Raw genomic sequence first — 22928 nt, 5'->3', positions numbered from 1 at the left:
AAAATACCCAATTATATACTTTAATACACCAATCACACAAAAATAAAAGCCGCACCCAAATTCAAACTTATGTGCGGCTTTTATTTTAAAATCTTTTGCAAAATACATATTCAAATAAATTACATAGGAAGTACTAATACTAATGTATCATCTTCGGTAGTATAACAATTAAACTTCTTTTCATTGTATAATTCTAATATACATCTACGAACTTCTTTATGTCCATACCCGTGACCACAATCGCCTTTTATTACACATTCATCAAGAAGCTTGACAACTGATATACACTGTGATATTGCACAATCACCATTATTAAAAAAACTACTAATATAGCTTTTAAATTTTTGAAACTTTTCATCCATATTTATCGTATTTTAGGTGCTTTTTAACTTTGCGGGTCATTAAAGCACGATTTTCAAATACAAAAATACAAAAAAAGTTCTAATTTTAAAATGCTTTCGGAAAACATTTATATCAATGAATGTTTTCCGAAAAAAACAAAAGCCAACCACTTAATTATAAAGCGGTTGGCTTTTATTATTATACTACTTATTATTTTTTAACACTTTCGCTATCTTTTCAAACACTCCAGCTTTCTTTTCATCCCATTCTTGAGCTTTCTTCTCGAAATACGGTATCATCTTATTATGCTCATCCAAACATTTCAAACGCATTAATTTAGTATCAAATTCAGCACGTTCTCCAAGAAGTTCTTGTTTATCCATAGCCCTTGTAATCATACCTAATCCGGGCATTGTAGGACTAGGTGCAAATTTTTCTGAAATATCTTTCGTTAAATCTGAAAGTTCATCAATAATCTTTTCAATCTTTTTATCTTCTGATTCACTTGTCGTCTTTTTAACGACCTTTTCTGTTTTACTTTCTTTTTCTTCCACCTTCTTCACAACTTCTACCTTCTTTTTGGAAAAGGCTTCAAACGGGAACATATAAACTACTGAACATTGTTCAATGGCAGAATTAGACTTCAAATAAGCAGAAACATAAGGTTCATTACCCAAAATGTCCTTATTATCTCTTTTGTTTTCATTTCTCGCCTTAGCATTCCAACGGAAATCACTATCAACCATTGAATTAGCCCAAGTACACCAAGCAATAGTACTCCCTACCATCCAAACTTTAAAATACTTATCGCCTTCTTCTCCTGCATATTCAAATGCTTTCTGTGGACTCAAAATGATAATATCACTTTGATTAATATCCGTAAAATTAACTTGCTTTCCTTTACGCAAAGCATTCACGATTTTATCAAACAATACTTCATTGTTTGCTTTCAAATACTCTAAAACTGAATTTTCATTATTGCTCATATCTTCTCATTTTAATGTTTTTACCCAATTATCAAATTTCCAATAAACCACACTGCAAAAGCTGTCATATTGGCTACACCAAGTTTCTTTATAAAGATACCAAATGCAGAATTTACCCAAAAATCTCTTGGAGCAATCGTTACTTCCACACTCAAAGCATATCCTATAAAGAATGCTATAATACCAAATACTCCAGCAAGTCCCGAAGCTGCACTTTCAGCCCAAAACATAATATCTATTGCAACTAATGCAATGATATTCAATACTAACAATACGAATGTTATACAACCCATAATTCTACTATTTTAATGATTCAACAATTTCATCTACATATACATTTGCAACATTTTCGGCTGTTGCTTTAATGTCTTCTAATATTGGAAACCTTTTGACTATCGCTCCTCGTGCAGTTCCCGACAAATGTGGCAACACTATTGATTTGGCATTTACCACACATTTATCTAAAACCTCTTTCGCTTTCTTGCCTAAACAAACACAAAGATTTGGTCTCACCAAGTCTAATTCTTTTTGCAATATATCAGTATATACCTTTAACTTACTTTCTGAATAGGTTTTAGACATTTCTCTATCATGTACAAAATACTTATTCGCATCAGTCAGATATATTGCAAACCCTTTCTTAATCAAACCATTAATCAACAAGTCAGCCATTTTGCCACCACTTCCACTTTTTCTATGGGTTGCATCATGCATCCCAAATGGACTTGACACTATCGCATCATGGCATTCTTCATACCATTTCGCATCACGTAACGGGTCTTGCGCAATAAGCATAATTCGGACATTATCGACTTGAACATTAAACCAAGTCGGCAAATCTAAACCTATTGCACCTTTATCCGCAAAATCTTTTCTAAACAATGGATTCAAAATGGGAATACAAACAGATGTAGTATCTGTATATCCATTAAAAGGCTTCAAATCATCGGAAAACTCTTTTTGCCATTCTGCATACGAGAAGTCATAGCACTTTCTCATTTGCTTATAACGAGCCTTTAACATATCTAATTGCTGAATACCTAACAATTCATCAGCAACTAACTTTGGAATATCATCCGACAAATGACAATCATTGCAGAAGACTGTTCTCATACACAATCACTTTGCGCTCCCCAGTCTCAAAGAAAGCATTTTCTAAAATAGGGAAGGCGCAAGACTGTTATCAAATTCCGTCAATGGGTTCTGGACTACCTCTGCACCGAAAAATGAAAACAGCTCACGCCTTTGGCTGTATATCAACACATCAGTGCTATATATGCAAACCAAAGGGAGCATTCTTTCATATTCCTCAGTGCAGGTGAATTGTCCAGATTCATTGACAAGGAATAAGCTAAACGCTTCCTAAACTATGTCTGTCCACTTGGGACAATGCAAATATAGGAACTATTTAGCAAAAATGCTACTTCGCGAACTGCTCTTTTTCTATTTTCAATTCAAATTTACCTATTCTTATGGGGAAATCAAACTTTGATACTTTAATCTTTTATATGCTGACATCGTAAAATAAGTAAATCTTTCAACATCTGTTAGTCCTCTCGTATTATATCTAAATGCAAATTCATCACAGTATTTATCCAAATGCTTTGGACTTACTTTATGATATATTCCTAATATTCCACGTTTCAAGTGTGACCAAAATCCCTCAATACTATTGGTATGGAATCCATCTTTTACATATTCACCAGTACTATGTTCAACTACTTTATGAATATAATTTTTCGATATTCCAGTATAACCTTTCCATCCATCTGTTATAACGGTAGAACCTTCCTTGACTAAAGTATTGATTATCGTTTTCAAAACCTTTCCACCGGTATTTGGAACAACGGCTGTATATGCCATTCCATTAGATAACAGACCTACTACGGGAGTCTTAACTTTAAGGCTTCTTCCTTGTGCATTCTTTACTCTACCTTTATTCTTACCACCGACATAGGTTTCATCAACTTGTGTCATATCATTAAATTGAACTACAAGCTTGTCTTTCAAATTATGTCTTATTCGTTCCAACATAAACCAAGCTGTTTTCTGTGTTACATCTATATCCTTAGATAATTGTATGCTACTTATTCCTTTCTTATGGGCTAAGAATATATACAATGCATAGAACCACTTCTTTAATGATACATGACTACCTTCAAACATTGTACCAATAGTAACCGTAAATCTTTTCTTACATCGTTTACATTTATATAGTCCTTTAAATTCTCCATTAGACTTTAACTTATAATGCTCTTTCGTTTGACAATTACAGTGTGGGCAAATCGGTTCTCCACGCCATTTAATATCTTCAAGAAATTCTCTGCATGATTTTTCATCATAAAAGGATTTCATCAAATCAATAAATGACTTTACTTCTCGCATTTGTTTATTCTTCTTTATTATTTCTACAATATTGATTATTTCTGTTTCCAATTGACATGTTATTTTTATTATATAAATATAATAAAAAATCCTAATATATAAAACATAAGTGATTAAAAATTAGATACTTAAATAAAACAATTGAGTATAATTATCATATACATATTTAAAGATAAAATGTTACATAAAAAATAAACCCGACTTGGCTGAGTCGGGTTCTTGTTACATATCTCCTGTATATTACAGGGCATTAAGATGTTCCAATATTTCAAGTATTTCATGGAACATTTCTAAAACTATTAGGACTATCTCTAATAGTTTAATAATGAATATGATTCTATTTTTCATTTTATTTTTGATAGTCCTTTTATGAACTATCAAAATTATATATCAGAGTGCCCTTACAAATCAAGGTTGATATAACAATTATTATGAAACATTTATCTTTATGGTCAAATACTTCAATTCAACTTGGGTATTTGACCTTTATTTAAGACAAATTAATATTGCTCATTTAAACATTAACCAAGTGTCTCCAGTACGATACTTGGAACACTTGGTTTTTACTACCATGAAAACTACTTTGGCGAATTATACCCAAATCCAATCTCAAGTGTTATCCACTTAGGATTCTTTAACAAAATTCTTTGATTCACTTGAAAACGGGCATAAAAATAGGGAAACCCAAAAGATTTCCCTATTGAAATAAGATATAAACAGATAGAATTAAAATTAGTACATTAAAGTATATAATTGGGAAAAAATAAAAATGCGGTGTGATCTTAATGGTTACACCGCATTTTGTATCATATAAGCCTTGTAGAAGGCAATATATGAACATCTGTGCACCTGGAATGACGTATAATGTACCTCTTTCTTTTCCCTTCCCGCTACATTTGCAACTGTAAATCGAATGGCTTATGTAAGGTCGGATAAATTTAATACCTTTATTATATATGAGAATTTATTTATTAGTTATGATGCTGCCGATTTTCTTTTCAGCGTGCTCCGATAAGAATAAAGATCCGCTTTATCTGGATGCTTCCCAACCTGTGGAGAAAAGGGTAAATGATTTGATGAACCGTATGACATTGCAGGAGAAAGTAGCACAGATGTCACAATACGTAGGTATAGAACACATGAAAGCTGCCGAAAAAGACATGACGGTGGAGGAAATGAAGAAAAGCCATGCCAAAGGATTTTATCCTGATCTGCATTCTACCGAACTGATTGAAATGACCAAACAAGGGCTTATCGGATCTTTTCTGCATGTAATTACCAGTGAAGAAGCCAATCGATTACAATCGTATGCCATGCAATCGCGCCTTAAAATCCCTTTACTCATCGGCATTGATGCCATTCATGGTACCGGACTCTACAGAGGAGCTACCATTTATCCTACTCCCATCGGACAGGCTGCAACCTTCGAACCGGAACTGGCTGAAAAAGCCTCTCGACAGACTGCCCTTGAAATGCGTGCCACCGGTACTCATTGGGCATTTACTCCCAATGTAGAAGTGGCTCGTGATGCCCGTTGGGGACGGGTGGGAGAGACCTTTGGTGAAGACCCTTTTCTTGTAGGACAGATGGGAGCGGCTACTGTCAGAGGACTTCAGACAAGTGACTTTACCGGACAGGATAAAGTACTGGCCTGTACCAAACACTTTATCGGTGGAAGCCAACCTGTCAATGGCATCAATGGTGCTCCTTGCGATATCTCCGACCGTACATTGCACGAAGTGTTCATGCCTCCTTTTAAAGACTGTTTGGATGCCGGCGCATATACTTTCATGATGGCACATAATGAACTTAACGGAGTGCCCTGCCATACCAGTAAATACCTGATGAAGGATATCCTGAGAGATACCTGGAAATTCAACGGGTTCATAGTGAGCGACTGGATGGATATTGAGCAGGTGCACGAAAAGCATCGCACCGCCGCTACGCTGAAAGACGCATATCTGCAAAGCGTGAAGAACGGGATGGATATGCACATGCATGGTCCTGAGTTTGCGGATGCCATTATAGAACTGGTTAATGAAAAGGAACTCCCCATGAGCCGCGTAGATGATGCCGTCAGCAAGATACTAACTGCCAAATTCAAACTGGGCTTGTTTGAGAATCCTTATATAGATGAAAAGAAAGTCTCCCAAGTTCTGTTCAGTGCCGAACATCGTGAAACAGCACTCGAAATGGCGAGAAAAAGTATTGTGCTTCTGAAGAATGATAATAATCTGCTTCCTTTGGATGGCGACCGTTATAAAAAGGTTTTTGTAACCGGTCCCAATGCTGACAACCAGACTATTTTGGGTGACTGGGCTTTTGAACAGCCGGACTCCTGTGTGACTACAGTCATTGAGGGATTGCGAATGGTTTCTCCCCAGACTGACTTTGATTTCTTCCCTTTTGCCACCAATTTGCGTACTATGGAAATATCTCGTGTCTTGCAAGCGAAAGACAGAGCCCGAAAAGCCGATCTGGCTATTGTAGTGGTGGGTGAGAACTCCATGCGCTATATGTGGAAAGACAAAACTTGCGGTGAGAATGTGGACCGTTATGAATTGTCGTTGGTAGGTTTGCAACAACAGTTGGTGGAAGAAATTTATGCAACTGGAGTTCCCACTATTGTTGTATTGGTCAACGGTCGTCCGTTAAGCACTGAGTGGATTGCTGAAAATATTCCTGCATTGGTTGAGGCTTGGGAGCCTGGTCCCTTCGGCGGACAGGCTGTTGCGGAAATCTTATACGGGAAAGTGAACCCTGAAGCAAAGCTTCCCATCACTATTCCCCGTTCTGCCGGTCAGGTTCAGACTTATTATAACCACAAGCAAACGAGCAAATGGTTCCCGTACGGTACGGGAAAAAGTACTAATCTGTTTGAGTTTGGATATGGATTGAATTATTCTTCTTTTGAATTTAGCCCTGTGAAGTTATCTGCCAAGTCGATAAACGAACAGGATACCCTGTGTGCTTCTGTTGAAGTCCGGAATATAGGTGAAAGAGCCGGAACGGAAGTGGTACAGATGTATATACGCGATTGCTACAGTTCGGTAGTACGTCCATTGAAAGAGCTCAAAGGCTTTCATAAAATTACTTTGCAACCCGGAGAAAGCCAGACAGTCACTTTTAATATCACCGCCAAAGAACTTAGTTTTTACGATATCGATATGAACTATGGTGTGGAAAAAGGTGAGTTCGAGGTTATGATCGGGAATTCTTCCCGTGATATTGACCTGCAAAGGGAGTTGTTTACCATAAAATGATGAATAGTGCACCTTTTTAGATGAATTGGGGGAGTAGCAAGTCCCTCTCCCCCCATATCTTTGCCGAAAATAAAAACAATAAATAAGTCTATGAGAACACCTACTGAAAAACTGATTATAATAAGTATCGCTTGTTTTCTAAGTGCCTTTGTATCTCAACCGGTACTGGCGCAAAAGTCTAAAACGATCTATCATAAAGACTGGATAGATCTGAATAAAAACGGGAAGAAAGACATCTACGAAACTCCGACGGCTCCCATCGAAGCCCGCATTGTCGATTTGCTTTCGCAGATGACCGTTGAGGAGAAAACCTGTCAATTAGCTACCTTATATGGATATAAGAGAGTTGCTAAAGACGAACTGCCTACCCCTGCTTGGAAACAGGAATTATGGAAAGATGGTATTGCCAATATCGACGAACATCTCAATGGGCTTGTAAAGACTCAATATTCGTACCCTTTCAGTAAGCATGCTGAAGCCATTAATACAGTGCAACGCTGGTTTATTGAAGAAACACGCCTTGGTATTCCCGTTGATTTCAGCAACGAAGGGATTCATGGACTCAATCACGACCGCGCGACTCCGCTTCCTGCTCCCATTTCCATCGGTTCCACCTGGAATGCTGCTCTTGTCAGACAGGCGGGAGAGATTGTAGGTCGTGAAGCTAAAGCTTTGGGGTACACCAATGTATATGCTCCTATTCTGGACTTGGCACGCGATCCGCGCTGGGGGCGCGTACTGGAATGTTACGGTGAAGAACCTTTTCATGTAGCCACATTGGGCAAGGAAATGGTGGCTGGCATCCAGTCGCAGGGAGTTGCTGCAACGTTGAAGCATTTTGCTGTGTACAGTGTCCCCAAAGGTGGACGTGATGGGCATGCACGTACCGACCCGCATGTCGCTCCCCGCGAAATGCACCAGTTGCATCTTTATCCTTATAGGAAGATTATACGCGAGGTTCATCCGATGGGAGTGATGAGCAGTTATAATGATTGGGACGGTATTCCCGTATCCGGCAGTTATTATTTCCTGACTGAGTTGCTGAGAGAAAAATATGGTTTCGACGGTTATGTCGTTTCCGACAGTGAAGCAGTTGAGTTTGTCTATAGCAAGCACCGTGTGGCTCAGGACATGAAAGGAGCAGTGAAACAAGTGGTAGAAGCAGGACTCAACGTGAAAACGAATTTTACGCAACCTTCCGATTTCGTATTGCCCTTGCGTGAACTGGTTGCAGAAGGAAGTGTGTCCATGCAGACACTGGATCGGAATGTAGCAGATGTGTTGCGGGTTAAATTCCGCTTAGGGCTTTTTGACAGTCCGTATGTCACGGATACGAAAGCTGCTGACAAGATTGTAGCTTCACCTGATACCAGAGAGTTTGAGAAACAGATGGGCAGAGAATCACTGGTGCTATTGAAAAATGAAGCCAATCTCTTGCCTCTTCAATTGAGTAATCTTCGGAACATTTTGGTTACCGGTCCTTTAGCTACGGATACTACCGCTTATGTCAGCCGCTATGGGCCGCAGAATTTGCAGGTAATCCACGTGTTGCAGGGTGTCAGAGATTACGTCGGACAGGCGGCAACCGTACATTATGCCAAAGGATGCGAAGTAGTGGATGCCACTTGGCCGGAAAGTGAAATCATTCCGACTCCTTTGACGGAGGAAGAACGCCTGGAAATTCAGGAAGCTGTGGAGAAAGCTCGCCGGAGTGATGTGGTAATTGCCGTATTGGGTGAGGACGAACACCGAGTAGGCGAAAGTAAATCGCGCACAGGATTGGGTTTGCCCGGACGCCAGCTACAACTTTTGCAGGCTTTGTACGAAACCGGGAAACCTATTGTTCTGGTGCTTATTAACGGACAACCGCTTACCATTAATTGGGAGAATCGCTACATACCTGCTATTCTTGAAGCCTGGTTCCCAAATTCCATCGGCGGACAGACGATAGCAGAAACTCTTTTCGGAGAATATAATCCCGGAGGAAAGTTGCCGGTAACGTTTCCTAAGACTCTGGGACAGATTGAACTGAACTTTCCCTTCAAGCCGGGTTCACATGCCGGGCAACCGGGTGACGGTCCCAACGGCTATGGCAAAACAGCGGTAGTAGGTTCTCTTTATCCTTTCGGATATGGATTGAGTTATACCACTTTCGAATATAAGAATTTGCATATTACTCCTGACAGACAGGGAGTGCAGGGGAAGATAGAAATATCTATGGATCTGACAAATACCGGACAGCGGGCGGGTGATGAAGTAGTGCAGTTGTATGTGCGTGATAAGTTAAGTTCCGTGATTACCTATGATTCTCAGTTGAGAGGTTTCCAACGGGTTACCTTGCAATCGGGGGAAACCAGGCGTATTCATTTCACCCTTCTTCCCGAAGATCTGGAAATGCTTGACAAGGATATGCACTGGATCGTAGAGCCGGGTGAGTTTGAAGTCCTGATTGGTAGCAGTTCCGAAGACATCCGACTGAAAGGAAAGTTTGAAATGATGCAACCCTGAAACTGTATAATGAACGTTCAATACTATAAATTAATCCCATTATTTATCTTAAATTTATAACCATGAGAAACAATGAAACTGATTAAAAAGCTCGTTTGAGTTTATGAGTAGAGAAACTAATACTGAAAATTTGATTAATACACAATTAATTATGAATACACTTTTTACATTTGTGAAGAGAACTTATGTTTATCTTCTTATGTGTGCTGTGTTGGTCATCGTTGCGATGCCACTCTCTGCACAGAACATTTCATCCGGAACGGCCAACCAGCAGATCACCGGTCTGGTGACCGATGATAAAGGCGAACCACTGATTGGCGCGAATGTAGTACTGAAAGGATCCTCGTCTATAGGTGTGATTACGGATCTTGACGGTAAATTCTCACTGAATGCACCTTTGCAAGGAACCTTACAGATTTCTTACATCGGCTTTCATGCACAAGAGATTGCGATAAACGGAAAGAACCATTTCACTGTAAAATTGCAGGAAGATTCAAATACCCTTGATGATGTGGTGGTAGTGGGATATGGAGTGATGAAGAAGAGTGATGTGATCAGCTCTGTAACCACGATAAAGACAGATAAAATGACGAAAGCCGCCACCCTGGATATTGGTGAAATGCTTCGCGGACGAGCTGCCGGCTTGAAAATTACAACTTCAGAAAATGCCGGCCCCGGTGGTAGTTCGAATATACAGATACGTGGTACAAACTCTATTTCGGGAGGAACTACTCCTATTGTCGTAGCTGACGGAGTGGTGATCGGTTCCATTAATGATGTGAATCCGAATGATATTGCATCTGTGGAAATTCTGAAGGATGCTGCCGCTCAGGCTATCTATGGTGCACGTGCAGCAAATGGTGTCATATTGCTTACTACCAAAAGAGGAGAAGCGGGAAAGGCGCGTGTAAGTTATCAGGGGTATTACGGTATCCAAAACGTCGACCGTAACTTTGATGTTTATACACCTGAAGAATTTATACAGTATAAACGTGAGGCTTACCGCACCACCAATAATAACCAGTATGGTGCCGATTCTGATGTATTCAGCCAATTGGAGCTCGAATCTATCCAGAATGGACAGTTCATTGACTGGCAGAAAGAGTTGATGCGTACCGGTACTATTCAGAATCATGACCTTACGGTGACCGGAGGGGGTGAGAAAACAAAGGTATTTGTGAGTGGTAACTTTATGAAGCAAACCGGTGTGGTGCCTGCTACGGATTTTATAAAGGGGCAGCTTCGCTTTAATCTCGATCAGGAGATTACCCGTTGGCTTAAAGTCGGTTTAAATACCAGCCTGAGCATTTCGACCAAGAATGATCCGGGGGTAGCCGGCCTGTTGCGTGATGCTGTAACCTGTTCACCTTTAGGCTCGGTTTATGATGCTGAGGGTAACCTTAATATGCACCCTACCGGATTGCAGGAGAACTGGAATCCGCTGATTGACTTGCAGGAAAAAACATCAACCACCAAAAGCCGTAATGACCTGGTAAATCTTTTCTTCGACTTCAAGATTTTTAAGGGACTGACCTATCGACTGAATGTGAGCCGTCGTAGCTGGAATGCAAAAGTAGAAACTTATAGTACAGCCAATTCGAAGGCAGGAAGTTACACTGGTATGGGAAGTGGCACTATTAAAAATCAGGATGAGAATGAGTGGACGCTTGATAACATCCTTTCGTATGATAATCAGTTTGGCAAACATCACGTATCCGGTACGTTGATTCAGAGCTGGAATGAGCGTAACAAACATTCCAATCAGATGGATGGATCGCTAATTCCGAATGACTTATTGGGTGTCTATGGCATTGAAGCGGCCGGGAAAGTTATACCTACTTTAAGCGCGTCTCAACGCCGTCTTGTTTCTACCGCTCTGCGTATGCAATATGATTTCGCTTCGAAATACTATGTAACCATAAGCGGACGCCGTGACGGTTCATCTGTGTTCGGCGCTCAAAACAAATGGGCTGTTTTTCCTGCCATGGCATTGGGATGGAATGTGTATCAGGAAGAGTTTATGCAAAACTTCGAACAACTTACGAACCTGAAGTTACGCGGTAGCTATGGTAGTGTAGGAAATGAAGCTATACAGCCTTATGGTAGTATTGCATCTGCCGACCAGTGGGATTATTACACCACGAAGAAACTGACAGGATATACGCCGGGAGCTGTTCTCTCGAATCCTAAGCTGAAGTGGGAAACTTCTACAACCTTGAACCTGGCTGTGGACTTTGGATTCTTCAATAATCGTTTGTCCGGTACTGTGGAATGGTATAATACCCGTACAAAAGATTTGCTGATAGACCGGTCTATCAGTTCGGTTACCGGATATTCCACCATCAAGGACAATATCGGAGAGATTCAGAACAGAGGTCTTGAAATACAGTTGGAAGGTGTTGTGGTAAAGAGTCAGGATTGGGATGTACAATTGGGAATGACTTTTGCACGCAACCGTAATAAAATCATAAAACTGTTCGGTGACCTGGATGGTGATGGCAAAGAAGATGATTATCCTATCAATAACTGGTATATCGGACAGCCTATCAATGTCTCCAAAATATACGAAGTAGCCGGTATCTGGCAGGAGGACGAGATTGATGAGATTCCTAAATCAGCACAACCCAATGCTCAACCCGGCGACATTAAAATAGTAGACCGCACGGGCGACGGCAAGCTGGACGATGATGACAAAATACTGGTTTCACAATTCCCTAAGTGGAATGGTTCTTTCAATGCATCGGTAAGATATAAGAATGTTGACTTCTCCATGGATATCTATACTGTACAGGGAATAACCAAATACAATCCGTTCCTGGCAGATTATAATTATGGTGGTAATATGCGTGCAGTATTCAACGGTGTGAAGGTGAATTACTGGACACCGGAAAATCCTACCGGTAACTTCCCGCGGCCCACAACCAATGGAGCTCTCGAAATGGGAAGTATAGCCCGTCAGGATGCCTCTTATGTACGTATGCAGAACATAACGATAGGATATACCCTGCCGAAGGCATGGCTTGCAAAAATGCGTTTGAGCAATGTAAGGTTCTACTTTACCGGACAAAACCTGTTAACATTGACAGATTATGAGTCGTACAGTCCCGAACAGCCCGCTGATAAGTATCCCGAAGCCCGTACATTGACTTTCGGTTTGCAGCTTGGTTTCTGATCGGAAGGCAATCAGAGATATAATTTCATACATTCAACATTTTAATGATATAACCATAATGAAAAATTATATATTATTTCTTATCATCGGATTACTGGTAGTCAATACCTCTTGTGATTCCTGGCTGGAAGAAACACAGTTCGACAAGATTAATAGTTCAACGCTCTATGAGAGCGAAGAAGGACTGGAAATCGGTCTGAATGGACTATATGGCCTCTCTCGCCGCTTTTTCCGTTTCAATGATTCGGATGCACGCGGAGCTTACTGGTTTTATTGCGCCACCGACCTGGCTATGGTGCGTACGTGGAATGAAGCGGAAATGTATCGTTCCAATATGCGTGCGAACGCTATGCCGGTCGAGATGTGGAACCGTCCCTATCAGATGATTGATCGTGCTTCCGCCATTATTGATGCCGCACCCGGCATCAGTATGCAGACTGAAACCCGTGAGCGAATCGTTTCGGAAGCTCGTGTGATTCGTGCCTGGGCGTACCTCAGGCTGATTTCTACTTATGACAATATTTTGTTGGATAGCATACCGACTACTCCGGACAATGCGTTTGACGAAGTAGAATATAAACCGGCCAGCCAGAAGGATGTATATGCCTTTATTGACCGCGACCTTGATTATGCCATCAAGCACTTGCAATATAAAGTAGATCCGGGAATTATCGGATTGGGCCTTGCTCGTCAGTTGCGTGCTGAGTCGGCTATGTGGCAGGAAGATTACACTATGGCAGCAGCGCAGGCTGATGCGATAATTACAGGCGGACACCATAAGCTGGTAGGTATCAGCGAAATATTCGGCAATAATGTAAACCATAGCGAGAGCCTGATGGCGTGGCAGTTCGACGAGGTATCCGGAGGCAGCCATACACTGGCTGGAGGTGATGGTCATGTGTTGGGAGCTTGTTTCCAAGCCCGTTTCTATGAAATCACCATTCCGGGAGATCCTGTAGCACCTATCATTGAGGAAGCCAACTATGGTGGAAACGCTTATGGATGGACGTATCCGAATGGGTATCTCCGTTCATTGTATGACAAGGATAAAGATAAGCGCTTACAGTTCTATTTCTATCCGGATACGCTGTACGGAAACAATCCCGCTTCTGCCTATTATGAAAAGAAATTACCGGGTGATCCCCCGTATTCTACTCAGCTGCGCCAGTACACATGGAGCCTGATGAAATACCGGGATTTGAGCAAACCCGCCAAACGTGCCTTGTCCTACAAGCCGTTCATTGCTTATCGTCTGGCGGATACCTATATTTTGGGTGCCGAAGCACATTGGCGGAAAGGAAATACGGAAAAAGCACTGGAATATCTCAATGCCATACGTCTGCGTGCCGGACTTGAAGAGGCTACTACCATTGATCTTCAGGCCATCATGGATGAATATGCGCGTGAGTTGTGCTTTGAAGGCAAGCGTTGGTTCTTCCTCAAGCGTATTGGCAAGTTGGTGGAACAGGTGAATAAATACCATCGTTTCGGCAGTACAACCAGTAGTATTCAGGGTACGACAATGAAAGATTATATGGTGCGTTGGCCGATTCCGCAGGCACAGATAGATGCAATGGGAACTTTCCCGCAGAATCCGCAATATTAAATGAGTATGAAAATAGTAACCACACTCTTGTTATCTCTTTTTGCTTCTTCAGTGCTGTTTGCCCAGTCTGGTAAAACTGTCCGGGTACAGACACGTGCCAACAGCACTGTAGAGAACTGGACACCTTACGAGGCGCATACTGTGGATAACCTGAAAGGATTCAAAAAGAAAAAGGAACCGGCCCTGTCTGTGTTCGGAGGATATAAGACGGACCGCCAGGAGGCAACCGGCTTTTTCCGCACAGAGAAGATTAATGGGCGATGGTGGATTATTGATCCCGAAGGGTATCTGTTCCATCACCGGGCAGTGGTAGCATTTGGGCCTGGAACTTCGAAGAAGCAACAGCTTGCATTTCAGGAAAAATTCGGTACGCGTGCCCAGTGGGTGAAGGCAGAGACGGAAATGTTACGTTCGTATGGATTTAATGGCGCCGGAGCCTGGTCGGCAGTGGAAGATATCCGTACCAGTCAAACTCCATTGGTTTATACACTGATTGTCAACCCTATGGGAAACTACAAGCATGAGCATGTGAAGAAATATGGAGGTACTTATAAGGTGGCTAGCTGGCAGGGCTACCGGTTCAATCTGCCTATGGTATTCGATGATGAGTTTGACAAATATGTAGAGCAGGCCCTTGCTCCATTGGCACGGTATAAAGACGATCCTTACCTGTTAGGCTATTTTACAGACAATGAATTGCCTTGGTATACTGACGCACTGGACCGCCATCTTAACTTTCTGGCTAAAGATGAACCGGGGTACCTGGCAGCACGGAAATGGCTGGATGAGCGAAAAGGGAAGGAAGCAACCGTGGCGGATATTACCGAGGAAGACCGTCTTGCATTTTCCGCCTTCTTCTTCGAGACGTATATGCAGAAAGTGACTTCGGTGCTGCGCCGTATAGATCCTAATCACATGTATCTCGGATGCCGGTTTAATCAGGATAAGAATCAGGAACTTACCAATCCGGCTATCTTTAAGGTAGCAGGTAAGTATATGGATATTATTTCTATTAATCATTACCGCCAGTGGCAGCCGGAACAGGAACGGATGAATAACTGGGGAGAATGGTCGGGCAAACCTTTTCTGATTACCGAATGGTATGTGAAAGGAGAAGATTCCGGTTTGCCCAATGCAACCGGTGCGGGATGGAATGTACCGACTCAGGATGACCGGGGGATCTTTTACGAAAACTTCTGTTTGCAGTTGCTCCGCAATCCATACTCGGTAGGGTGGCACTGGTTCAGGTATCAGGATAATGATCCGGAGGATTTGACAACAGACCCTTCCAACAGGGATTCCAACAAAGGAATTGTAGACAGCGAATATTCTCCCTGGTTACCTTTATTGCGACGAATGGAGAAAGTAAACAAGCAGGCTTACACGCTCACTCGTTACTTTGATTCGCAGAAGTAAATAGTTGGATTTTGATAGGTATTCATATAAGAACCGTTTCGGCTTTAGGACAAATTAAAGTTGAAACGGTTCTATTCAATAAATCATTTTTATCTATGGCGTTTATTACGAATAAAAGAGTTTGCTTATACAGAAATACAGGAGTATTCTTTGTATTAATGATGTGTTGGCCGGCATGTAGTGCCCAGTCGGGAAATAACTCTATGTACGACTATAGCTCGAAGGTCGATTCTGTACTCAGTCTGATGACACTGGATGAGAAAATCGGGCAGTTAAACCAATATACCGGCAACTGGCAGGCAACAGGGCCGGTGGTGGAGGATTCTACTAAAATAGAGCAGATCAAGGCGGGCAGAGTCGGAGCCATGCTCAATATTAAGGGGGTGAAATATACGCGCGAGATGCAGAATTATGCCATGCAGTCCCGCCTCCGTATTCCATTGTTATTCGGGCAGGATGTTATTCATGGTCTGCGCACCATCTATCCTATTCCCTTAGGTGAAGCGGCAAGCTTTGATTTGGATTTGATGGAAAGAACAGCAGCCGGTGCTGCGGAGGAAGCTTCTGCACAAGGTATTCACTGGACTTTTGCTCCGATGGTAGATATAACCCGTGATGCACGCTGGGGGCGTGTTATGGAAGGAGCGGGTGAAGATACCTGGTATGGTAGCAGAGTGGCCGAAGCACGGGTAAGGGGTTTTCAGGGAGATGATCTGGCGGATACTCATACGGTAATGGCTTGTGCCAAGCATTTTGCGGCTTACGGGGCGGCCATTGCAGGTAAAGACTACAATACAGTAGACATTTCTGATCTGACGCTACACGATACTTATCTGCCTCCTTTTCGGGCAGCGGCAAATGCCGGTGTGGCTACTTTTATGAATAGCTTTAATGACATAAACGGTATTCCGGCTACGGGAAATGCATATATACAACGCGATATCCTTAAAGAAGGATGGGCTTTCAGCGGGTTTATTGTTTCCGATTGGGGATCGGTCAAAGAAATGGTTGCCCATGGATATGCATCCGACCTGAAGGCATCGGCAGAGATTGCTATTCATGCAGGATGTGATATGGATATGGAGTCGAGAGCTTATCATAAACATCTGAAAGAGTTGGTGGAAGAGGGCGTTGTGGACATTAAATATGTTGATGAAGCGGTAAAGCGTATTTTGTTGAAGAAGTTTCAACTCGGACTTTTTGATGATCCATACCGTTATTGTGACGAAGAACGGGAAAAGAAAACCGTATTGAGCACCCGTCTCAGGGATTTGTCCCGGGAATCCGGAAGAAAGTCCGTTGTCCTATTGAAGAATGAGAGGCAAGCACTTCCTTTATCTCTGTCTTGCAGAAGAATTGCATTGATAGGAGCTTTGGCTAATTCTCAAAAGGATATGATGGGCTTTTGGGCGAATGAAGGTGTAGAGAAAGAAGTCGTGACCGTGTATGAGGGCTTGAAAAGACGTTTTCCCAATGTAACGGTCAATTATGCTGATGGATATGATTTGGAAACAAATGATTTACGGCTTTCTGAAGCCCGTGCGGCTGCCAATCGCGCCGATGTTATAGTAGTGGCTGTTGGCGAAAGATTTAATCAGAGTGGAGAGGCAAAGTCAAGGGCTGACATTGCCATTAATGCCAATCAGCAATTGCTGGTGAAAGAGTTGAAGAAGACGGGTAAGACGGTTATTGTTTTACTGATGGGCGGTAGGCCAATGATTTTTAATGATATGGAGCCTCATGCCGATGCAATTCTCTTGACCTGGTGGTTGGGAACCGAAAGTGGGAACGCCATAGCTGATATCATCTCGGGTGATTATAATCCTTCCGGTAAACTGCCTATGACTTTCCCTGCACATGTGGGACAGATTCCTGTCTATTATAATTATAAAAGTACCGGAAGGCCGGAAAGTAAAACGGTTGCTTATTCTTGCCGGTATCAGGATATTGATTTTGAACCTGCTTATCCGTTTGGCTACGGGTTGAGCTACACTACATTTCAGTTGTCGGAGCCTAAGACTTCTGCCAATGTATATGCAATGGAGGATACGATCCGGGTGTCTGCGAAATTGAAAAACACCGGAACATGTAGAGGAAAGGAGACTGTACAGCTTTATATCCGCGATCTGGTGGCCTCCGTAACACGTCCTGTTAAAGAGTTGAAGGGATTTCAGCAGATAGAACTAAATCCGGGTGAAGAAAAAGAAGTGACGTTTATTCTTTCATCATCAGATTTTAGCTTTATGGACAGAAACTTGAAATATGTTACGGAGCCTGGTAAATTTGAGATAATGATAGGGACTAATTCGAAGGAGGTGAAGAAGGCAATTATATCATTGAAATGAATCTGGAACAGATAGCAAGGTCTCAGGAGATTTTCAGCAGGATGAAACAGACTGAATATAAGGAGAAGCGAAAGTAACTTCCCAGGCTTGCATAAAAAGAACTCCCCTACCAGTTTCCCGGTAGAGGAGTTCTTGTGCTATTAATCAAATGTAGAAAGGGCTATTTAGTCTTTCAGTTTTGCGATGATGAAGTCGCGGTTCAAACGCGCGATGTTGCTGATAGAAATGTTTTTCGGACATTCGGCTTCGCAAGCGCGGGTGTTGGTACAGTTACCGAATCCGAGTTCGTCCATCTTGCTCAACATAGCTTTTGCACGGCGCAATGCTTCCGGTTTACCTTGCGGCAGCAAGTTCAACTGGCTAACTTTGGCAGAAACAAACAACATGGCAGAACCATTCTTACATGCAGCTACGCAAGCGCCGCAACCGATACATGCAGCAGCGTCCATAGCTTCGTCAGCAATCTGCTTCGGAATCAGGATGGCGTTGGCATCCTGAGGAGAACCTGTACGTATGCTGACATAACCACCGGCTTGCATAATCTTATCGTAAGCTGTACGGTCTACCATCAAATCTTTGATTACCGGGAAGCCGGCAGAACGCCACGGCTCAACAGTAATAGTATCGCCATCATTGAAACGGCGCATGTAAATCTGACAAGTAGTAGCACCTGTTGCAGGACCGTGCGGATGTCCGTTGATGTAGAGCGAACACATACCGCAGATACCTTCGCGACAGTCATGATCGAATACAACCGGTTCTTTACCTTCAGAAATCAGTTGTTCATTCAAGATATCCAGCATTTCGAGGAATGAAGTATCACCGGGGATATCTTTCATTTGGTATGTTTCAAAAGCGCCTTTTGCCTTTGGGCCTTTCTGGCGCCATACTTTCAGTGTGAAACTTATATTTTTATCCATTTTCTTTAATTCTTTAAATGTTCAACTTCCCGATTAGCTCTTATAGTTACGAGTCTGTACCTTGATTGCTTCGTAAACCAACGGTTCTTTCAGCAACTCAGGAGCTTTTTCGTCGGAACCTTGATATTCCCAACAAGCAACGTAGAAGAAGTTTTCATCGTCACGTTTTGCTTCGCCTTCTTCAGTCTGGTATTCTTCACGGAAGTGACCACCGCAGCTTTCGTTACGGTTCAGAGCGTCGTAAGCAACCAACTCACCCATGATAATGAAGTCGTACAGGCGGATAGCTTTATCCAGCTCTACGTTCATACCTTCTTTATCTCCGGGGATGAACAAGTCTTTCTCGAATGTCTTACGGATTTCTTTCAGTTTGGCAATACCGGTCTTCAGGCCTTCTGCAGTACGACCCATACCTACATATTCCCACATCACGTGGCCCAGTTCCTTGTGGATAGAGTCTACAGACTTCTTACCCTTGATGTTCATCATCCAGTTAATCTTATCCTGGATAGCTTTCTCTGCTGCTGCGAATTCAGGCAGGTCGGTAGAGAAACGAGGAACTGTAATCTGGTCGGCCAGATAGTTCTGAATAGTGTAAGGCAATACGAAGTAACCGTCAGCCAGACCTTGCATCAATGCAGAAGCACCGAGGCGGTTTGCACCGTGGTCGGAGAAGTTACATTCGCCGATAGCGAACAGACCCTTGATAGAAGTCATCAGTTCGTAGTCAACCCAGATACCACCCATTGTGTAGTGGATAGCCGGATAAATCATCATCGGATTATAATATTTCACACCGGCAATTTCTTTTGCCAGTTCGCCCGGATTAACGTCAGTGATTTCCTCATACATATCGAAGAGGTTACCATAGCGTTGAAGAACGATGTCAATACCTAAGCGGCTGATAGCCTCAGAGAAGTCGAGGAATACTGCCAGGCCTGTATTGTTCACACCGAAACCTGCATCGCAACGTTCTTTAGCGGCACGGCTGGCAACGTCACGCGGAACCAAGTTACCGAATGCCGGATAGCGGCGTTCCAAGTAGTAGTCGCGGTCTTCTTCAGGAATATCGCTTCCCTTGATTTCACCCTTCTGGAGTTTTACGGCATCTTCTTTCTTCTTCGGAACCCAGATACGACCGTCGTTACGCAGAGACTCTGACATCAAAGTCAGTTTAGACTGCTTGTCACCGTGAACAGGAATACAAGTGGGGTGAATCTGTACCATAGCCGGGTTAGCCATCCATGCACCCTTGCGGTAGCAAGATATGGCAGCCGTACAGTTACAAGTCATAGCGTTGGTAGACAGGAAGTATGCATTTCCGTAACCACCGGTAGCGATCACTACTGCGTGGGCAGCGAAACGTTCCAGTTTACCGGAAACGAGGTCTTTGGCAATGATACCGCGTGCACGTCCGTCGATGAGGACAACGTCCTGCATTTCATAACGGGTGTACAGTTTCACAGTACCTGCGTTTACCTGGCGGCTCAGTGCAGAGTATGCACCCAGCAACAACTGCTGTCCGGTTTGACCGCGGGCATAGAACGTACGCGATACCTGAGCACCACCGAAAGAACGGTTATCCAGCAAACCACCGTATTCGCGGGCGAAGGGAACACCTTGTGCCACACATTGGTCGATGATGGCGTTAGATACCTCTGCCAAACGATAAACGTTAGCTTCGCGGGCACGGTAGTCACCACCTTTTACAGTATCATAGAACAAACGGTAAACAGAGTCACCGTCGTTTTGGTAATTCTTAGCAGCGTTGATACCGCCCTGTGCAGCGATGGAGTGTGCACGGCGCGGAGAATCTTGAATACAGAAGTTGAATACTCTGAAACCCATTTCACCGAGTGAAGCGGCGGCAGAAGCACCTGCCAATCCCGTACCTACCACGATGATATCCAAACGACGCTTATTGGCGGGGTTAACTAATTTCTGGTGAGCTTTATAGTTGGTCCATTTCTCAGCCACCGGTCCTTCCGGAATTTTTGAATCTATCTTAGTCATAATGCTATTACATTTTAATCGTTTTACAATTTACAAATTAGCAAGCACCGCCGCACATCAATGATTTTGCAAAGAATACGACAACTACCAGAGCGAAGCATACAACAACGATAGTGGAGTAGATGTTAGAAATGCATTTCCAACGGTTAATCCATACTTTGTTGTTCCAACCCAAGGATTGCATGGAGCTCCAGAAACCGTGAGTCAGGTGGAACCACAGTGCGCCGAGCCAAATGAGGTAAAGCACTACGTATACCGGATTGCTGAATGTGTTTTCAATGTGATGAACACCGTTAGCGGCAAATTCCAGTGCAGTTGCATCGGCATACATACCCATGTTGTGCATCAACTCGGGGAGCTGCATCTTTGCCCAGAAGTTAACCAGGTGAAGACCCAAGCCTACGATTACGATAAGACCCAGCACGAGCATGTTCTGAGAAGCCCATTCCACAGTCTTAGGTTTGTCTACTACAGCATAGCGTTCGTTACCGCGCGCTTTGCGGTTTTGCATCGTCAGCCAGAAAGCGTAGATGATGTGAATGATGAAAAGGGCAGCCAAACCTACCGTAGCCACCAAGGCATACCAGTTTGCTCCCAGGAACTCACAAACCATGTTGTATCCCTCTGCCGAGATTAATGCAACCAGGTTCATCGCCATGTGAAACGTCAGAAACAGGACAAGGGCGATACCGGTAACGCTCATCACCACTTTCCTTCCTACAGATGAATTACTTAACCACATAAATGATTGAATTTAAATTATTTAATAGTTCGAAAATTTGCTTTTCCTTAGAGTTTCCCGCTAATTTCCCGCAAAAATAGAAGAAATACATTGATTAAACAAGGAATTAAAGAAATAATTCCGTAATTAAAACAGGAGATAGAAGTTGACAAGGCAACAAGGGAACAAGTTGGTAAGGGGATAAGGAGACAAGGGGGCAAGAGCCGATTAATCTTCCTTGTCTCCTTGTTCCCTTCCTCCCTCGTCTCCTTTCTCCTTTATGATGGTGATTTTCTCCCCGCTGGCGGCACGTTTCCGCAGGGATCGGGGCGTGTCTCCAAAGGAATCTTTGCAGAAATGGGCGAAGTGGGACAAAGAGTCGAAACCATATCGCGCACTGATTACTGAAACACGTTGTTTGGTGAATTGCAAGTCGTTCAGGATGCCTTCACGCTTCTTGTCCAATATCCATTCGTATACAGGTACATTATACATATTTTTAAACAAGCGGCGGAATGTAGTGGTGGTATAACCTCCCAAATGGGCAAATTCTTCCACATTCTTCACCTTGTCGTAGTTCTGCATAATGAAATAATGGAAACTTTCAGTATAAGTACTGATGGGGTAGAAGAAGGTACTTATCTGGCGTATTGGATAATAGCAGGTTAATATATAAACCAGTTCCTGACGCTTTAGGTCAAGGTATTTTCCACAAGCGGTGGGTTGTTCTTTGAAATAATCGACGATATCGTGCAGCAAGCGTTCCAGTTTTGCGTTGGCTATCAAGGGTGTGTAGGTCAATGGAGCTTCGGAGCGTTCCAGAATCTCCTTATAGCGGTCCTCGCATAGAACAGGGAGTTCCGTAAACCAATAAGCGATATATTCTACATCGGTCAATGCCAATAGCTCCATTTTCGAGCCGATAGCTTGCAAAACACATTGTCTGCTTTGAAGTGTAGTACCAGGGTATTCGTTACTATTTATCAGCAACTCACCCTTTAATACAAAGATCATGCAGTTTTGTGTACACTTCTCCGCAGAGAAATGCTGCCCTTGAGGATATTGGCGGTATGCCAACGTCCCCTCAGAAACTTTCGGGCACAGACTACAATCTACTTGCCGTGTGCAAAGAGTGTCTTTTGTCATGAAATATATGGCAAATTACTAAAATTATGGCAACAAAGATAGAATTTTTTTATGAATACTCTAACAAAATCGGCTATCTTTGCAGCAAACTATAAGAAAGACTGC

15 protein-coding genes are annotated in these 22928 nt (G+C 42.7%); 6 read left to right on the top strand and 9 right to left on the bottom strand.

Features of this window, described 5'->3' with window-relative positions:
- Nucleotides 1-119 precede the first annotated feature (119 nt).
- From BUC01_RS00990 to BUC01_RS00970, 5 genes are all read right to left on the bottom strand, one after another.
- Nucleotides 120-362: a hypothetical protein gene (locus tag BUC01_RS00990; protein ID WP_025830504.1), complete on the bottom strand. Its 243-nt coding sequence runs from the start codon at nucleotides 360-362 to the stop codon at nucleotides 120-122.
- A 183-nt stretch (nucleotides 363-545) separates the two neighbouring features.
- The gene (locus tag BUC01_RS00985) at nucleotides 546-1328 is read right to left on the bottom strand and encodes a hypothetical protein (RefSeq protein ID WP_025830505.1); all 783 of its coding nucleotides are present in this window, start codon (nucleotides 1326-1328) and stop codon (nucleotides 546-548) included.
- Between the two features lie 20 nt (nucleotides 1329-1348).
- Nucleotides 1349-1621 (bottom strand): hypothetical protein, encoded by a 273-nt coding sequence (locus BUC01_RS00980; RefSeq protein WP_005825562.1) that lies wholly within the window; start codon nucleotides 1619-1621, stop codon nucleotides 1349-1351.
- Between the two features lie 7 nt (nucleotides 1622-1628).
- A complete protein-coding gene (locus BUC01_RS00975; RefSeq protein ID WP_025830506.1) occupies nucleotides 1629-2441 on the bottom strand; it encodes a uracil-DNA glycosylase family protein in 813 nt (270 codons plus the stop codon).
- A 357-nt stretch (nucleotides 2442-2798) separates the two neighbouring features.
- Nucleotides 2799-3764 carry an IS1595-like element ISBun2 family transposase gene (locus BUC01_RS00970; protein WP_005825559.1) on the bottom strand — a complete coding sequence of 322 codons (966 nt, stop codon included), beginning with the start codon at nucleotides 3762-3764 and terminating at the stop codon, nucleotides 2799-2801.
- Between the two features lie 905 nt (nucleotides 3765-4669).
- Between BUC01_RS00970 and BUC01_RS00965 the strand changes: the two genes are divergently transcribed.
- From BUC01_RS00965 to bglX, 6 genes are all read left to right on the top strand, one after another.
- Nucleotides 4670-6976 carry a glycoside hydrolase family 3 N-terminal domain-containing protein gene (locus BUC01_RS00965; RefSeq protein ID WP_025830508.1) on the top strand — a complete coding sequence of 769 codons (2307 nt, stop codon included), beginning with the start codon at nucleotides 4670-4672 and terminating at the stop codon, nucleotides 6974-6976.
- 90 nt (nucleotides 6977-7066) lie between these two features.
- Nucleotides 7067-9484, top strand: a complete 2418-nt coding sequence (locus BUC01_RS00960) for a glycoside hydrolase family 3 N-terminal domain-containing protein (RefSeq protein ID WP_025830509.1) — start codon at nucleotides 7067-7069, stop codon at nucleotides 9482-9484.
- A gap of 151 nt (nucleotides 9485-9635) precedes the next feature.
- On the top strand, nucleotides 9636-12656 hold the full coding sequence (locus BUC01_RS00955) for a SusC/RagA family TonB-linked outer membrane protein (RefSeq protein WP_139261778.1): 3021 nt from the start codon (nucleotides 9636-9638) through the stop codon (nucleotides 12654-12656).
- Nucleotides 12657-12714: 58 nt separating this feature from the next.
- Nucleotides 12715-14262, top strand: coding sequence for a RagB/SusD family nutrient uptake outer membrane protein (locus tag BUC01_RS00950; protein WP_025830510.1), 1548 nt, complete (start codon nucleotides 12715-12717; stop codon nucleotides 14260-14262).
- Between the two features lie 6 nt (nucleotides 14263-14268).
- Nucleotides 14269-15678 (top strand): hypothetical protein, encoded by a 1410-nt coding sequence (locus BUC01_RS00945; protein ID WP_073312503.1) that lies wholly within the window; start codon nucleotides 14269-14271, stop codon nucleotides 15676-15678.
- A gap of 158 nt (nucleotides 15679-15836) precedes the next feature.
- Nucleotides 15837-18023, top strand: coding sequence for a beta-glucosidase BglX (gene bglX, locus BUC01_RS00940; RefSeq protein ID WP_139261777.1), 2187 nt, complete (start codon nucleotides 15837-15839; stop codon nucleotides 18021-18023).
- A 164-nt stretch (nucleotides 18024-18187) separates the two neighbouring features.
- Here bglX and BUC01_RS00935 read toward each other — a convergent pair whose 3' ends face one another.
- From BUC01_RS00935 to BUC01_RS00920, 4 genes are all read right to left on the bottom strand, one after another.
- Nucleotides 18188-18943, bottom strand: coding sequence for a succinate dehydrogenase/fumarate reductase iron-sulfur subunit (locus BUC01_RS00935; protein ID WP_025830512.1), 756 nt, complete (start codon nucleotides 18941-18943; stop codon nucleotides 18188-18190).
- 33 nt (nucleotides 18944-18976) lie between these two features.
- Nucleotides 18977-20956 carry a fumarate reductase/succinate dehydrogenase flavoprotein subunit gene (locus BUC01_RS00930; protein ID WP_025830513.1) on the bottom strand — a complete coding sequence of 660 codons (1980 nt, stop codon included), beginning with the start codon at nucleotides 20954-20956 and terminating at the stop codon, nucleotides 18977-18979.
- 37 nt (nucleotides 20957-20993) lie between these two features.
- Complete coding sequence (locus tag BUC01_RS00925) at nucleotides 20994-21698, bottom strand: fumarate reductase (protein ID WP_025830514.1); 705 nt, start codon at nucleotides 21696-21698, stop codon at nucleotides 20994-20996.
- A gap of 207 nt (nucleotides 21699-21905) precedes the next feature.
- Complete coding sequence (locus BUC01_RS00920; protein WP_025830515.1) at nucleotides 21906-22823, bottom strand: helix-turn-helix domain-containing protein; 918 nt, start codon at nucleotides 22821-22823, stop codon at nucleotides 21906-21908.
- Nucleotides 22824-22928 lie beyond the last annotated feature (105 nt).

It is taken from the genome of Bacteroides stercorirosoris (genome assembly GCF_900142015.1).
Lineage (GTDB): Bacteria > Bacteroidota > Bacteroidia > Bacteroidales > Bacteroidaceae > Bacteroides > Bacteroides stercorirosoris.
The sequence above is the reverse complement of the archived record's forward strand: the minus strand, read 5'-3'. Positions and strand labels throughout refer to the sequence as shown.